12 protein-coding genes and 1 pseudogene are annotated in these 15,093 nt (G+C 64.8%); 5 read left to right on the forward strand and 8 right to left on the reverse strand.

The features are described 5' to 3' along the window. Positions 1–111 precede the first annotated feature (111 nt). From urtD to urtA, 4 genes are all read right to left on the reverse strand, one after another. On the reverse strand, positions 112–975 hold the full coding sequence (gene urtD / locus H3V53_RS06850) for an urea ABC transporter ATP-binding protein UrtD (RefSeq protein ID WP_054919536.1): 864 nt from the start codon (positions 973–975) through the stop codon (positions 112–114). Continuing rightward, the gene (gene urtC, locus H3V53_RS06855) at positions 975–2,162 is read right to left on the reverse strand and encodes an urea ABC transporter permease subunit UrtC (protein WP_336597318.1); all 1,188 of its coding nucleotides are present in this window, start codon (positions 2,160–2,162) and stop codon (positions 975–977) included. The genes urtD and urtC overlap by 1 nt, the downstream gene beginning before the upstream one ends. A gap of 1 nt (position 2,163) precedes the next feature. Then, positions 2,164–3,837: an urea ABC transporter permease subunit UrtB gene (gene urtB, locus H3V53_RS06860; protein ID WP_336597319.1), complete on the reverse strand. Its 1,674-nt coding sequence runs from the start codon at positions 3,835–3,837 to the stop codon at positions 2,164–2,166. Between the two features lie 196 nt (positions 3,838–4,033). Next, the gene (gene urtA, locus H3V53_RS06865) at positions 4,034–5,335 is read right to left on the reverse strand and encodes an urea ABC transporter substrate-binding protein (protein ID WP_054919539.1); all 1,302 of its coding nucleotides are present in this window, start codon (positions 5,333–5,335) and stop codon (positions 4,034–4,036) included. A gap of 405 nt (positions 5,336–5,740) precedes the next feature. On the opposite strand from urtA, the gene aptA reads away from it, so the two are divergent. Further along, positions 5,741–7,087: an omega-aminotransferase AptA gene (gene aptA / locus H3V53_RS06870; protein ID WP_336597320.1), complete on the forward strand. Its 1,347-nt coding sequence runs from the start codon at positions 5,741–5,743 to the stop codon at positions 7,085–7,087. A gap of 70 nt (positions 7,088–7,157) precedes the next feature. Here aptA and H3V53_RS06875 read toward each other — a convergent pair whose 3' ends face one another. Then, on the reverse strand, positions 7,158–8,300 hold the full coding sequence (locus tag H3V53_RS06875) for a DUF3443 family protein (RefSeq protein WP_336597375.1): 1,143 nt from the start codon (positions 8,298–8,300) through the stop codon (positions 7,158–7,160). Between H3V53_RS06875 and H3V53_RS06880 the strand changes: the two genes are divergently transcribed. Beyond that, positions 8,278–8,703, forward strand: a complete 426-nt coding sequence (locus H3V53_RS06880) for a hypothetical protein (protein ID WP_336597380.1) — start codon at positions 8,278–8,280, stop codon at positions 8,701–8,703. The two genes, H3V53_RS06875 and H3V53_RS06880, sit on opposite strands and share 23 nt — an antisense overlap. A gap of 40 nt (positions 8,704–8,743) precedes the next feature. Here H3V53_RS06880 and H3V53_RS06885 read toward each other — a convergent pair whose 3' ends face one another. The 3 genes from H3V53_RS06885 to H3V53_RS06895 form a co-directional block, all read right to left on the reverse strand. Continuing rightward, the gene (locus H3V53_RS06885) at positions 8,744–9,217 is read right to left on the reverse strand and encodes a DUF2844 domain-containing protein (protein WP_336597321.1); all 474 of its coding nucleotides are present in this window, start codon (positions 9,215–9,217) and stop codon (positions 8,744–8,746) included. Positions 9,218–9,452: 235 nt separating this feature from the next. Further along, the gene (locus H3V53_RS06890) at positions 9,453–9,776 is read right to left on the reverse strand and encodes a rhodanese-like domain-containing protein (protein WP_336597322.1); all 324 of its coding nucleotides are present in this window, start codon (positions 9,774–9,776) and stop codon (positions 9,453–9,455) included. Between the two features lie 27 nt (positions 9,777–9,803). Beyond that, positions 9,804–10,457: a methyltransferase domain-containing protein gene (locus H3V53_RS06895; RefSeq protein ID WP_054919554.1), complete on the reverse strand. Its 654-nt coding sequence runs from the start codon at positions 10,455–10,457 to the stop codon at positions 9,804–9,806. Between the two features lie 299 nt (positions 10,458–10,756). Here H3V53_RS06895 and H3V53_RS06900 point away from each other — a divergent pair, with 299 nt between their 5' ends. The 3 genes and pseudogenes from H3V53_RS06900 to H3V53_RS06910 all read left to right on the forward strand — a co-directional run bounded on the left by H3V53_RS06900 (position 10,757) and on the right by H3V53_RS06910 (position 14,347). Beyond that, positions 10,757–11,851 carry a LacI family DNA-binding transcriptional regulator gene (locus H3V53_RS06900; RefSeq protein WP_419539441.1) on the forward strand — a complete coding sequence of 365 codons (1,095 nt, stop codon included), beginning with the start codon at positions 10,757–10,759 and terminating at the stop codon, positions 11,849–11,851. A gap of 13 nt (positions 11,852–11,864) precedes the next feature. After that, the gene (locus tag H3V53_RS06905; RefSeq protein ID WP_054919557.1) at positions 11,865–13,352 is read left to right on the forward strand and encodes an ATP-binding cassette domain-containing protein; all 1,488 of its coding nucleotides are present in this window, start codon (positions 11,865–11,867) and stop codon (positions 13,350–13,352) included. Beyond that, a pseudogene (locus H3V53_RS06910) lies at positions 13,333–14,347 on the forward strand (ABC transporter permease). The gene H3V53_RS06905 and the pseudogene H3V53_RS06910 overlap by 20 nt, the downstream one beginning before the upstream one ends. Positions 14,348–15,093: the final 746 nt, after the last annotated feature.

Genomic DNA, 15,093 nt, shown 5'->3' on the forward strand with positions numbered 1-15,093 from the left:
GTAGGCGCATCGGGATGCGAGCGAAAGCAAAAGCAAAACCACAAAGGCCTGCGCAGCAAACACCGCCTCGCGGATGCCAGCGATACGGCAAGCCAGACCAACCCCAAACCCTCAGCGCCCGAGATAACTCTCAATCACAGCAGCATCCTGCTTAACCTCATCAAGCGTCCCTTGAGCAAGCACACGTCCTTCGGCCATCACTGTCACCTTGCCGGTTTCACCGGCCAGCGCCGCCACGAACTCCATATCGTGCTCAACAACCATCATGGAGCACGTCCCACGCAAGTGGTTGAGAAGAGCAGCCAGTTCCATCGTCTCGTCATCCGTCATGCCGGCCGCGGGTTCGTCGAGCAACAACAATGCAGGCTGCTGCATCAGCAACATGCCGATCTCGAGCCGCTGCTTCTGTCCGTGAGAAAGCTCGCCAGCAGGCCGCAATGCCTCGCCCTCGAGACGAATCAACGACAACGTCTCTTCGATCCGCGCCTGCGCCGCACGATCCAGCCGCGCGCGTAACGAAGCCCACCACCCCTTGTCCGTCTTCATCGCGAGTTCGAGGTTCTCCCACACGGGATGTTGCTCGAATACGGTCGGCTTCTGGAACTTGCGGCCGATGCCCGCACGCGCGATCGACGGTTCGTTCATGCGCGTGAGGTCGATCGTCTGCCCGAGAAACACCTTGCCGGAATCGGGCTCGGTCTTGCCTGTGATGACGTCCATCATCGTCGTCTTGCCCGCGCCGTTCGGGCCGATGATGCAGCGCAATTCGCCCACGTCGATCGACAGCGACAACGCATTCAACGCGCGAAATCCGTCGAACGAAACCGTCACGTCTTCCAGGTACAGGATCGCGCCGTGCGATACGTCGATCTCGCCGGGCGTCACCGCGCGGCCCATCGATGCGACGCCCGACAGCGCGTGGCCGTCGTTGTCGTCGGGATGCGCGAGGTCGGGGACCATCGGGTTTTCGTTCATCAGCGGCTCCTCCTGCGCGTCGCCAGTTCGATCAGTCCCATGATCCCGTTCGGCAGCAGCAGCGGCACCAGCACGAAAATCAGCCCGAGGAAGAACAGCCAGTACTCCGCGAAATACGCCGTGAAAAAGCTCTTCGCGCCATTCACCGCGAACGCGCCGATGATCGGCCCGATCAGCGTGCCGCGTCCGCCGACAGCAACCCAGATCGCCATTTCGATCGAGTTGCCCGGCGACATCTCGCCGGGATTGATGATGCCGACCTGCGGCACGTACAGCGCGCCCGCGATCCCGCACAGCACAGCCGACACCGTCCACACGAACAGCTTGTACGCGAGCGGGCTGTAGCCGAGGAACATCAGCCGTGTCTCGCCGTCGCGCACGGCCGTGACGACGCGCCCGAGCTTCGACGTGACGATCGCGCGCGCGCCGATGAACGCGAGCACCAGCACGGCGAACGTCAGCAGAAACAACGCCGTGCGCGTGCCCGGATGCGTGATGGGAAAGCCCGCGATGCGCTTGAAATCGGTGAAGCCGTTGTTGCCGCCGAAGCCCGTCTCGTTGCGGTAGAACAGCAGCATCGCGGCGAACGTCAGCGCCTGCGTGATGATCGACAGATACACGCCCTTCACGCGCGAGCGGAACGTGAAGAACCCAAATACCCACGCGATGACGGCGGGCACCAGCACGACCAGCAGCAGCGCATACGCGAGATGTTGCGTGCCTTCCCAGTACCACGGCAGCTGATGCCAGTCGAGAAACACCATGAAATCGGGCAGATCGCTGCCGTACTTGCCGTCGTGACCGATCGCGCGCATCAGGTACATGCCGATCGCGTAGCCGCCGAGCGCGAAGAAGAGACCGTGCCCGAGGCTCAGAATGCCGCAATAGCCCCACACGAGATCGAGCGCGAGCGCGGCAATCGCATAGCACATCAGCTTGCCGACCAGCGTCATCGCATAGGCGGACAGGTGGAATGCGCTCGTCTGCGGCAGCACCAGCGCCGTGAACGGCACGCCCAGCCCGATCGCGATGATCAGCGCGACCAGCAGTTGCCATGCGCGCCGTGACAGCAGGGCGGGGCGCGGCGGCAGGCCGAGCGCGAAACCTTCGAGACGTTCGCGTTCGCTCGCCTGCGCTTTGCCGTGCGGATGAGTCGAAGTGGAAGCGGAAGTCGTCGCGGATGTCATGTCACGCCTCCGCGCTGCGGCCCTTCAGGGCAAACATGCCCTGCGGACGCTTCTGGATGAACAATACGATCAGCACCAGCACCGCGATCTTCGCGAGCACGGCGCCCCAGAACGGCTCGATGGCCTTGCTGACGAGCCCGAGCCCGAAGCCGCCGATCACCGTCCCCGCCAGCTGGCCGACGCCGCCCAGCACGACGGCCATGAACGAATCGATGATGTAGCTCTGCCCGAGGTCCGGCCCGACATTGCCGATCTGCGACAGCGCGCAGCCGCCCAGACCCGCGATGCCCGCGCCGAACGCGAACGCATACGAATCGACATATGCCGTCTTCACGCCGACGCATGCGGCCATGCGGCGGTTCTGCGTGACGGCGCGCACGAAGAGGCCCAGGCGCGTCTTTGTCAGCACCGCCCACGCGATGCCGACGACGATCAGCGAGAACGCGAGAATCGCGAGCCGGTTGTACGGCAGGATCAGGTTCGGCAGCACCGTGACGCCGCCGCTCATCCACGACGGGTTCACGACCTGCACGTTCTGCGCGCCGAACAGCATGCGTGTAGCCTGGATCAGGATCAGGCTGACGCCGAACGTCGTGAGCAGCGTTTCGAGCGGGCGTCCGTAAAGATGCTTCAGCACGAGCCGTTCGAGCACAATGCCGACCAGCGCCGCGACCACGAACGAAGCGGGCACGGCAATGAGCGGATACCAGTCGAACGCGCCGGGCGCGTAGCGCTGTACGAGGTTCTGCACGACGTATGTCGCGTACGCGCCGATCATCAGGAATTCGCCGTGCGCCATGTTGATCACGCCGATCAACCCATACGTGATCGCGAGGCCCAGCGCCGCGAGCAGCAGCACGCTGCCAAGCGACAGACCTGCGAACAGCGTGCCCGCGATCTCGCTGCGGCGCTGGATCGAATCGAGTGCATCGATGCCCGTCTGCGCCGCTTCGCGCACGCGCGCATCGCTTTCGACGAACGTGCCGTCGGGTTTCTTCGCGACGAGCGGACGCAACAGTTCGTACATGTCGAGATCGTGCCGCGCGGCGACGAGCTTCACCGCTTCGAGTCGTTTGGCCGCGTCTGCGTCGTGCAGCGCCGTCATCGCCCACAGCGTGTCGAGGCGCTTTCTCAGCGTCGGGTCGGTTTCTTTCGCACGCGCGGCATCGATCTGGGGCTTCATCGACGGATCGGGGCTTTGCAGCAGCGCCGTAATCGCGGCGGCGCGCTTCGAGGCATCGGGCGAATCGAGTTGCAGGCCCGACAGCGCGCCCGCGACCTTCGTGCGCAACAGGTTGTTCAGTGTGACGGCTTGCGCGTCGCCGGCGGCGACTGTCTTGCCCGTCACGGCATCGCGCGCGGTGTCGCCGTCCTGAATCAGCACCTGGCCCGAGTCGGTGGCGAGCGCGTTGTCGTCGGACAGCGCCTTGAGCAGCGCCATCGATGGCGCGTCGTGATTGGCGATCAGTTTGTCGATGGCCGCCGACTTCGCGTCGAAGTCATCGCCGGCGAGCGGCGCGACGTCGTCGGCCGTCAATGCGTAGGCGCTTGCGGGCGCCAGCGCGGCGAGCGCGGCGCCGAGCGCACATGAAGCGGCAACGATGCGCGCGCGCCGGCTCAGAGCGCGCAGCGCGTGCAGCGTAGTGCGGCCGAGCGTGGAATTGGAGTACGCCATGATGGTCTTCAGAGAAAAGCCAGCAAGCAGGCGCGCGATGCATGCAGCGGACAGCGCATCGCGCGATTGCGTCGCGCGCGTCGTATCGTGTGCTGCTTCGCGCGTACGTCGAAGCGCGAAGCAGCACGCGATAAGCGCGCGGTGCGAAGCGGTGCGTGCTTCATGAACGGCAGTAAGCACGCACCGGTGAAACGCGTCACGCCACGCGCGAACGGCGGCGCAGAAACTCCGGAATCGAAGTGACGACATCCGGCTTGCCCTGGTTGCCCGCAATATACGGGCTCCACGGCTGCGCGCGAATCGCGGTCTTGGTCTTCCATACGACGTTGAACTGGCCGTCCGCGCGAACTTCGCCGATCATCACGGGCTTGTGCAGGTGATGGTTGCCGTCCATTTCGAGCGTGAAGCCCGACGGCGCCGCGAACTTCTGGCCGACCATCGCGACGCGCACCTTGTCGACATCCGTGCTCTTTGCTTTTTCGACGGCCTGCTTCCACATGTGAATGCCGACGTAAGTCGCTTCCATCGGGTCGTTGGTCACGCGCTTCGTGCCGCCCGGCAGGTTCTGCGACTTGACCCACTCGGCCCATTGTTCCTTGAACTTCGTGTTCGACGTGCCCTTCACCGACATGAAGTAGTTCCATGCCGCGAGGTTGCCGACCAGCGGCTTCGTGTCGATGCCGCGCAGCTCTTCTTCGCCGACCGAGAACGCGACGACGGGCACGTCGGTCGCCTTCAGCCCCTGGTTGCCGAGTTCCTTGTAGAACGGCACGTTCGAGTCGCCGTTCACAGTCGAGATCACGCAGGTCTTGCCGCCTTGCGAGAACGTCTTGATGCTCGCGACGATCGTTTGATAGTCGCTGTGGCCGAACGGCGTGTAGACCTCCTGGATGTCGGTCTCCTGCACGCCCTTCGACTTGAGGAACGCGCGCAGGATCTTGTTCGTGGTGCGGGGGTACACATAGTCGGTGCCGAGCAGGAAGAAGCGCTTGGCGCCGCCGCCTTCGGCGCTCATCAGGTATTCGGTGGCGGGGATCGCCTGCTGGTTCGGCGCGGCGCCCGTGTAGAACACGTTGCGCGACATCTCTTCGCCTTCGTACTGCACGGGGTAAAACAGCAGGCCGTTGAGTTCCTCGAACACGGGCAGCACCGACTTGCGCGACACGGAGGTCCAGCAGCCGAACACGCAGGCTACCTTGTCCTGCGTCAGAAGCTGGCGGGCCTTCTCGGCGAACAGCGGCCAGTTCGAAGCGGGATCGACCACCACCGGCTCGAGCTTGCGGCCCATCACGCCGCCGCTTGCGTTGATTTCGGCGATCGTCATCAGCGCGGTGTCTTTCAGCGACGTCTCCGAGATCGCCATCGTGCCCGACAACGAGTGCAGGATGCCGACCTTGATCGGACCGCTGCCCGTATCGGCATGCGCGAAAGGAACCTTGCCCGCGAGTGCGAGCGCGCCCGACATGGAGCCGAGCTTCAGCAGACTGCGACGTTTCATGTGCTTCCCCTTGCCATAGGATGGTGGTGAGTAACCGACGGACGTTGTGCTTCGCGTCCTTGTTTGCGTTATGTGCAGACGTTGTGTGCAGACCGTTGCCGGGCCGGATACTGCAAGGCATATGCCAACTTCGCGTCGGCCTGTCGAACAGGCGCCGGGCGCGCTGCGGTGCGGGTCGCTGGCGGTGCGGCATCGTGTGGCGTTATGCGCTTTGGGCGCGAAAGCGGTGCACCGCAAGGGTGTGCGCCTCGTTTAGGTGCGCGCCGCGCTGCAACGGAGCGCGCCGCGCCATGTCCCGGATTCCGCCGCGCGGCGCCGGTGCATCGCCGCCGCGCCGTTGTGCATGGGCGTGCGCCTGCCTACACTGGAAACCCGATCGACCTCATCAGAGAGAGGAGACACGACATGAATGAACGCGCTGCATCCCCGGCAAGCGCCGCGACAACCCCCGACATGGCGGCCTTCTGGATGCCATTCACCGCGAACCGGCAGTTCAAGAGCGCGCCGCGGCTGCTGTCGGGCGCGAAGGGGATGTATTACACGTCGCACGATGGCCGGCGCATTCTCGACGGCACGGCGGGACTATGGTGCGTGAATGCCGGGCATTGCCGCGACGAGATCGTCGCCGCCGTGCAGGCACAGGCCGCCGAGATGGACTTCGCGCCGACCTTCCAGATGGGCCATCCGAAGGCGTTCGAAGCCGCGACGAAGATCGCGAAGCACACGCCCGGCGATCTCAAGCACATCTTTTTCACGAACTCGGGTTCCGAAGCCGTCGATACCGCGCTGAAGATCGCGCTCGCCTATCACCGCGCGCGCGGCGAAGGGCAGCGCACGCGGATGATCGGGCGCGAGCGCGGCTATCACGGCGTGGGCTTCGGCGGCATTTCGGTCGGCGGGATCGCGCCGAACCGCAAGGCTTATTCCGGTGCGATGCTGCCCGCCGTCGATCATCTGCCGCATACGCTCAACCTGAAGGAAGCGGCGTTCTCGAAAGGCCAGCCCGCGTGGGGCGCCCATCTAGCCGACGAACTGGAGCGGCTCGTCACGCTGCATGACGCGTCGACGATCGCGGCCGTGATCGTCGAGCCCGTGGCGGGATCGACGGGCGTGCTGATCCCGCCGCAAGGCTATCTGCAGCGGCTGCGCGAGATTTGCGACCGGCACGGCATCCTGCTGATCTTCGACGAGGTCATTACCGGCTGGGGACGTCTGGGCGCGCCGTTTGCCGCGCAGTACTTCAACGTGACGCCCGATCTGCTGACGATGGCCAAAGGCACCAACAACGCCGCCGCGCCGATGGGCGCTGTTGCCGCGAGCAGCCGCATTCACGATGCGATCGTCAACGGCGCGCCTGCCGGCATCGAGCTGTTTCATGGCTACACGTACTCAGGGCATCCCATCGCGGCGGCCGCTGCGTGCGCAACAATCGATCTGTACGAACGCGAGGGATTGTTCGAGCGCGCGGCGAAGATGGCGCCTGTGTTCGAGGCTGCGATTCACAAACTGCAGGGCGAGCGGCATGTGATCGATGTGCGCAACCTGGGGCTCGTCGGCGGCGTGGAGCTGAAGTCGCGCGACGGCGCACCGGGCGCGCGTGCTTACGAGGTGTTCGTGCGCTGCTACGAGAAGGGTGTGCTGACGCGTTATACGGGCGATATTCTGGCGTTCTCGCCGCCGCTCATCATCGACGAGGCGCAGATCGACGAGTTGTTCCGGACCGTGGCGGAGGTGTTGAGGCAGACGGATTGAAGTTATCGGCGCGAGGCAAAGGCAAAGCGGACGGGTGGACCCGTCCGCTTTTTTGTCGGTGCCTGCTGCGTCAGAACACGATGTACGGGCCCGTCTGCGTGCCGACCTTCGCGCCGCTCATGACCGTGTAGACATTCCGGCCGTAGAAGAACGGCAGGCCCCACAGGAAGTACGTCGAGATAGGAGCGCCGAGATTGCCATATGCGGCGTAACCCATTGCAAACAGGCTCGGTGCATTCGCTAGTGAAAAAGGCACCGTGGTTTGCGCACTGCCCACGCGCGAGATCATTGTCGCGCTCAGGTTTTGCGTGCTGCCGGGCGCGAACCAGTAGTCGCCTTTATCTGGGTCACCTATACGTACCGCGGGCAGCGTCGAGTCCTGGAAGAACAGAGCGTTAGAGCCGCTATCGATCGAGCTCCACATCGTGCGCCCCTTGTAGGTGGTCGTGAACATGCCGGCGCTATCCGTCGCGAGCGTAAGCGTGGGATTGACTGGCAACGCATTGTTCTCGCGCGTGCCGATGCCGAATACCAGTTGTCCCGTCACCGTCGGCTGGCCCGCCGCAGCCACGGCTGGCAGCTGGATGATCGTACCGTTGTTGTCGACAGGGAAAGCGGAGACGGGGTTGCCCGTCTGCTTGTCGAGCGGCACGGTTGCGTTGGTGCAGGACCACGGGGTCGGGCAGTAGTAATAGTTGGCCGCGAGCAGCGATGTCGCCGCCAGCGGAATGTCGGTGGCGCGCGGTCCGATGCCGACGACCCCGTTCGCGCCGAGATCGTCGACGGTATTCATCGCGCTCGCCTGGCGCGACGAGCAATCGGATGGCGTCCACGCAAAAGTGCTATCGCCGACGACCTGAACGGGCAAACTGCTCGCCTTTTCTCCGCCGATCGTGACATCGGCCAGACGCGTCGGTCCCCACATGTAGCCGGACACGTAGCTCGTGCACTGGGCGATGACCGCTTTGCCCGTGCCGTCGTTGCTGGCGCCTGTCTGTGCGGGAAGGCTCGCAGCCAGCGCCGCGCCCAGCGCCGTCGACATGACGCGCACCCCGACCGAGCCGGTGTCGAGCACCATGTGATCGACGGTCGCGCATTGCGAGGCGCCTTGCTTGCCTGGCACGCAGAAGGTCACGCTGACGTAGGGCATGTTGACGCTGTAGAGCGTGTTGTAGGGCGGTGTGGGGCTCTTGAGCGTGCTGTCGACCGTGATCGTCGCGACGTTGACGGGGACGGTCGGTGTGGTCGGCGTGTCGTTGTGGTTCGTGTTGCCAGATGTGTTCGTGCCGCTGGCAGGCGTGTCGGCCGAAGGCGTGCTCGCCGCGGCCGGTGTGCTGGCTGCGGAAGGACTACTCGCTCCCGAAGGCGTATTCCCTGCCGATGAAGAATTCGATGAGGACGACGAACTCGATGAAGACGACGCGTTTCCTGCCGCCGACGTACTGGCGCCAGAAGCTGCGCTAGCGGGCGAAGCGGGACTTGCCGCGGGCTTGGCGGGCGAGTTGTTGCTGACAGGCTGGTTCGAACCGGTGTCGTCGCTGCCACCGCCGCCGCATGCCGCGAGCGCGATAGTCGCTGTGAGCAGCGCGGCGAGAACCCCGCTGCGGGAAACGTGACGGGGAAAGAGGGCGGGAAAGAGGGCGAGGGAGCGGCGCGTCATTGCAGATCATCCACGTTGACGTTGGCGGGCACGAGGCGCGGCACGAAGGCGCGGCCCGCGAATGCGCCCTGATGTCCGACCGACTCGATCTGCAACTCGCCGTTGCGTGAAATCAATGGGCCGATGCCACGCGCGCGACGTTGTCCCGCCGCGGCGTAGTTCGGAAAGTAGCTGCCGAGCAACGCCTGCATGTCGGGCAGTACGGGGCCTTGCCATGTCACCGCGAACACCACGTTGCCCGCCGACACGTATTCGCGGATCGTCACGCCGTCGGCGGTCTGCGATTGATGCACCGTGTAAGCCGCAGAAGCCGCAGACGAAGCCAATGGCGCCGCGGCGCTCAGCGCGGTTCGCGAGGCGGGCGCGATGGCGCGTGCACCGGCAGGTGCGGAAGGCGCGGCGCCCAGCGTCGCATGACAAACGACGGGCATCAGCAATGCCGTCGCCAGAACAAATCCAGTCGATTTCATACGGTCGTGTTTCCCGAGAGCAAAACACGGTATGTTGAGCGATCGGTTGATCAGGATGACATAATCAAAGTCTGAAATGTTGTAGGGAAATTTCCAGATTTGCGGGGCCGCGCAGAAGAGGCGGCCTGGAACGAACGCGCAGGCGTGCAAATGAAAACGCGCCGGCAGAACGCCGGCGCGCGGGAGACTTCAGTTGCATCGGACGCGCGACACGGTCGCGCTCGATGCTCGACACTCAATATGTCGGCACGGAAGGATCGACCTGGCGCGACCATGCGTCGATGCCGCCATACAGATTGAACACGTCTTTGTAGCCACGCGATTCGAGGAACATCGCCACTTGCGCGCTGCGCGCGCCGTGATGGCAGATACAGACGATCTGCACATCGTCGTCGAGTTCCTCACTGCGCGCGGGAATGTCGCGCATCGGGATCGACAGGCTGCCGGCGATCTTCGCCGTTTCGATTTCCCACGGTTCGCGCACGTCGAGCAGCACGGGCGCCGGGCGCGATTGATCGGCGAGCCATTCGGCGAGGGCGGGGGCGGTCAGGTTTTGCATGGTCGGACTCTTCGGAGAGGCGGGCGCTCAGAACTTGAAGCGCGGGCCGTGTACGGCGTTCTGCAGCGGCTCGACGTAGGTTTCGAACACGTCGGCAATGCGGAACTGCTTTTCGTCGACGCGCGTAATGATCTGCGCCTTCATCACGGGCGCGGTGCCCACGAACGCAGCGAGACGGCCGCCGATCTTCAGGTGCTCGAGCATTTCCTGCGGCAGCACGGGCAGGCCGCCCGACACGCAGATCACGTCGTACGGCGCGGCCGCGCTCCAGCCGCGCGCGGCGTCGCCCGTGACGACTTCCGCGTTCAGCACGCCGTTCGCCGCCAGATTCGACTTCGCGAGTTCGGCCAACTCGGGCTCGATGTCGACCGTCAGCACGTGCTGCGAGCGATGCGCGAGCAGCGCCGCCATGTAACCCGAACCCGCGCCGATCTCCAGCACGGTTTCGTGCTTCTTCAGCGCGAGTTCCTGCAGCACGCGCGCCTCGATGCGCGGCGCCAGCATGTGCTGGCCGGCCGGCAGCGGAATTTCGAAATCGACGAACGCCAGCTCGCGGTACGCGGCGGGCACGAAGTTCTCACGCTTGACGATCGACAGCAGATTCAGCACGTCCTGGTCGAGCACTTCCCACGGACGGATTTGCTGTTCAATCATGTTGAAACGCGCTTGTTCGATGTTCATGATCAATTCGGCAGTGTGGTTGGGGTGCGGGCAGCGGAATGTATCGGGGGACCACTGCGCCACTGTTGCGGGTCTTCGTACAGCTGTCGGGCCGGCTTTGTCGCGGCGGTCGTTCCCGGGTTCGATCCGTCACCTGGTCACGGTTAACTGGGGAATTGTACCAAACCGCGCGTCGATGCCGCCCTGTAACGGGCATGCCGCCGCCGCGCGGCTCGGTGTAAATCCCTACGCAATCGGGCTTGCGGTTCGCGCGGATCTCGACCAAAAATGTAATCGATTACATCCAGGAGCGAGACACGGTGGACAAACCGTCGGTGGGCAAACCGTCCCGGCCCGATCCGCTATCGTCGCCGTCCGGCGCAGCCGGGACCGACGCGCGCGGCGGGCTGCACGCGGCATCGGAAGGGTTGTCGATCGCGGGCGTCGCCGAGCAGGCGGGCGTTTCTGTCGCCACGGTGTCGCGCGTGCTCAACGGGCATGCGAACGTTCGCCCGGCCACGCGCGACAAGGTGCTCGCCGCCGTCGCGACGAGCGGCTACCGCGTCAATGAACTCGCGCGCAACCTGCGCACGGCCGTAAGCCGCCTGCTGCTCACCATGGTCCCCGACGTCGGCAATCCGTTTTATGCCGAAGTGATCCGCGGCATCGATTCGGTCGCGCGGCAGCACGGCTACTTCATGCTGCTGTCCGATACGGGCGCCGATCCGGGCCGCGAGCGCAGCTATTTCGACCTGCTGCGCCGCCGCCGCGCGGACGGCGCGATCTGTCTCGATCCCGCCACGGTCCAGCAGGCGCTGGCGGAGGAATCGAACGCGCTGCCGTGGGTGGCATGCTGCGAGTTCGATTCATCGGTGGGCGTGCCGTATGTCGGCATCGACAACTACGGCGCGGCGGGCGACGCCGTGCGCCATCTGCTCGCGCGCGGCCACAGGCGCATCGCGCTGATCAATTCCGACGATCACTATTTGTACGCGCAGCAGCGCCAGCAAGGCTATCTCGACGCGCTGCGCGATGCGGGCGTCGCTGCCGACGAACGCTGGCGGCTGAACGTGAACAGCCTCGACTACGAAGCGGGCGCGTCGGCGGCGGCGCGGCTGATGACGTACGCCGACGCGCCCGACGCGATCTTCGCCGTGTCGGACACGCTCGCGATCGGCGTGATCGCGGGCTTGCGCAGCGTGGGTAAGCGCGTGCCCAACGACGTCGCCGTCGTGGGCTTCGACGACATTTCGCTGGCGGCGCAAATCGAGCCGCCTCTCACGACGATCGCGCAGCCGATGCGCGAGCTCGGCGAAACGGCCGCGCGCCTGTTGCTGCGACGGCTCGCGAACCCCACCGAACACGTGCCGGGGGTGCTGCTGCCGCATCGGCTCGTGATCAGACAGAGCGCATGAGAGGGCCGCCACGATGAGTCTCGCCGTCCGCTTCGACGACATCCGCAAGGACTTCGGTCCCGTGCGCGTGCTGCACGGCGTGAGCTTCGACATTGCGCCCGGGCGCATCTACGGCCTGCTCGGCGAAAACGGCGCGGGCAAATCGACGCTGATGAAGATACTCGCGGGCTACGAATCGGCTACGGACGGCAACGTGCTGATCGACGGCCACGCGCAGCACTTCACCGGTTCGCGCGATGCGGAAGCCGCGGGCATCGTGCTGATTCACCAGGAGTTCAATCTTGCCGAGCATCTGACGATCGCGCAGAACATGTACCTGGGCCACGAGAAGCGCAAGGGGCTGTTCGTCGACGACGCGGCGATGCGCAACGAAGCGAAGCGCTATCTCGCGCAGGTCGGCTTGCACAAGCAGCCCGACACGAAAGTGCGCGATCTGATCGTCGCGGAAAAGCAGATGGTGGAGATCGCGAAGGCGCTGTCGCGGCGCGCGCGGCTGCTCATCATGGACGAGCCGACGGCCACGCTCACGCCGTCGGAGACCGAGCGTCTGTTCGCGCTGATGACGAAGCTCAAGGCCGACGGCGTGACCATCGTCTATATCTCGCACAAGCTCGACGAAGTGGAGCACATCACCGACGAAGTGATCGTGATGCGCGACGGCCGTTTCGTCGCGCGCAGCGAGACGGCGCTGCTCGCGCGTCAGCAGATGGCGAACCTGATGGTCGGGCGCGAGCTGTCGGACATGTTTCCCGACAAATCGCCGCCCGCCGCCACCGCGCCCATCGCGCTGAAAGTGGCGCATCTGAGCGTGCCCGACTGGGTCGACGATCTGAGCTTCGAAGTGCGCGCGGGGGAAGTGTTCGGCTTCGCGGGACTGGTGGGCGCGGGCCGCACGGAAGCATTCGAGGCGATCATCGGCTTGCGCAAGCACACGTCGGGCGCAGTCGAAATCGCGGGGCGCAAGGCCGAGCTGCACAGTCCGCGCGACGCGATGCGGCGCGGCCTCACGTATCTGAGCGAGGACCGCAAGGGCAAGGGGCTGCATGTGAACCTGAGCCTGCAGGACAACCTCACGCTGATGACGCTCGAACGCTACGCCCATCCGCTGCTCGACATGAAGGCGGGGCGCGAAGCGCTGACGCGTGCCGTGCGCGAATTCGGTATTCGCACGGGCGATCTGGGCAGCCGCGCGCGCATGCTGTCGGGCGGCAACCAGCAGAAGCTCGCGCTCGCCAAGTTCCTGCAGCCGAATCCGGACGTGATCGTGCTCGACGAGCCGACGCGCGGCGTCGACATCGGCGCCAAGCGCGACATCTATTTTCTGATTCACCGGCTCGCCGCCGAAGGGCGTGCCGTGATCGTCATTTCATCCGAACTGATCGAGCTGATCGGGCTGTGCCATCGCGTCGCCGTGATGCGCGCCGGCCGCCTGCAGGCGACGCTCGGCCTCGACCATCTGACCGAAGAGGAGTTGATCGCTCATGCGACCGGCACACACTGACACCGCGCCAGGCGGGCGCGCGATGCGCCTTGCGCATCGTCTGCATGGTCTCGGGCCGCTCGCCGGGCTGATCGTGCTGTGCATCGCGGGCACACTGCTCAATCGCGACTTCGCCACCGTCGACAACATGATGAACGTGCTCACGCGCACGTCGTTCATCGGCATCATCGCGGTCGGCATGACGTTCGTGATCATTTCGGGCGGCATCGATCTGTCTGTCGGTTCGATGGCGGCGCTGATCGCGGGCATCATGATCTGGCTGATGAACCTGCTGGCGGCGGCGCCGGGCAGTCACGCGTTCGCGCCGCTGACCATCGTGCTGATCGGCATTGCGAGTGCGTTCGTGCTCGGCGGCGTGTTCGGCTGCGCGCATGGACTGCTGATCACGAAAGGGCGCATCGAGCCGTTCATCGTCACGCTCGGCACGCTCGGCATTTTTCGGGCGGTGCTCACGTGGCTCGCCGACGGCGGCGCGCTCACGCTCGACAACAACCTGTCCGACCTTTACGGCCCGGTCTATTACGCGAGCCTGTTCGGCGTGCCCGTGCCGATCTGGGTGTTCCTCGTCGTCGCGGCGGGCGGCGCGCTGATCCTCAACCGGACGGCATTCGGCCGGCATGTGCAGGCGATCGGTTCGAACGAGCAGGTTGCGCGCTATGCGGCGATTCGCGTCGATACCGTGAAGATCGTGACGTATGTGCTGCTGGGAATCTGCGTGGGCGTGGCGACGGTTTTATACGTGCCGCGGCTCGGTTCCGCCACGCCGACGACGGGGTTGTTGTGGGAACTGGAAGCCATCGCGGCGGTGGTGGTGGGCGGCACCGCGCTCAAGGGGGGGAGAAGGGCGCGTGGTGGGCACCGTGATCGGGGCGATTCTGCTGTCCGTTATCGCCAATATTCTCAACCTCACCAGCATTATTAGCGTGTATCTGAATGCCGCTGTTCAGGGCGTCGTGATTATTGTTGTGGCGTTTTTGCAGCGTGGGCGGAGGTAAGGGTGATGGGCTCGTTGCCTGTGCGGCGGCACGATGGTTTGCGGTTTGCGTCGGCATCCGCGATGCGGGGTTGGCTGCGCGGGCTTTTGTGGTTTTGCTTTCGCTTTCGCTTTCTCTGGCATCCGCGATATGTCTTTGCTGCGCAAGCGTTGCCCCTGTGCGGGGCGGCAGTTACTTTCTTTGCCGCCGCAAAGAAAGTAAGCAAAGAAAGCGGGCTAACACCGCTAACTCCTGTCCCTTACCCACGGGCCCCCGACGTCCCCGCGCCTCGCGCGGCATCGCACCCGCTCACGTGCGTTGCCAACACGTTGATGAATTGCATCACCCGCTTCGTGCGTGCGTATGACGGCGAACGGAGTCGAACGCGTCGGGCCCATTTGCGGCAAACGTATGCAGGTTGTCGCGCCGCACGCGGCAATGCCCGCACAGGACAAAGGCATCGCTGCGCGATGGTTTCCTGTGCTACGAGACGGCCGACACATCGTTTGCCGCAAGGGGGCGCAGGAGCGCCGACGCGGCGGGCCGCATCGGTTGCGCGTGACGTGGGTGAGACGGCTATTCGGAGCGCTTGCGACGGACATGAACGAGCAAGCTTGAGTGCGAAGCACGGGCACGTTGAGAGCCCGTGGGTAGGTGTCAAAAATTGGTGGTGTGAGACCGCTTTCTTTGCTTACTTTCTTTGCGGCGGCAAAGAAAGTAACTGCCGCCCCGCACAGGGGCAACGCTTGTGCAGCAAAGACATATCG

It is taken from the genome of Paraburkholderia bengalensis, assembly GCF_037126505.1.
GTDB lineage: Bacteria > Pseudomonadota > Gammaproteobacteria > Burkholderiales > Burkholderiaceae > Paraburkholderia > Paraburkholderia bengalensis.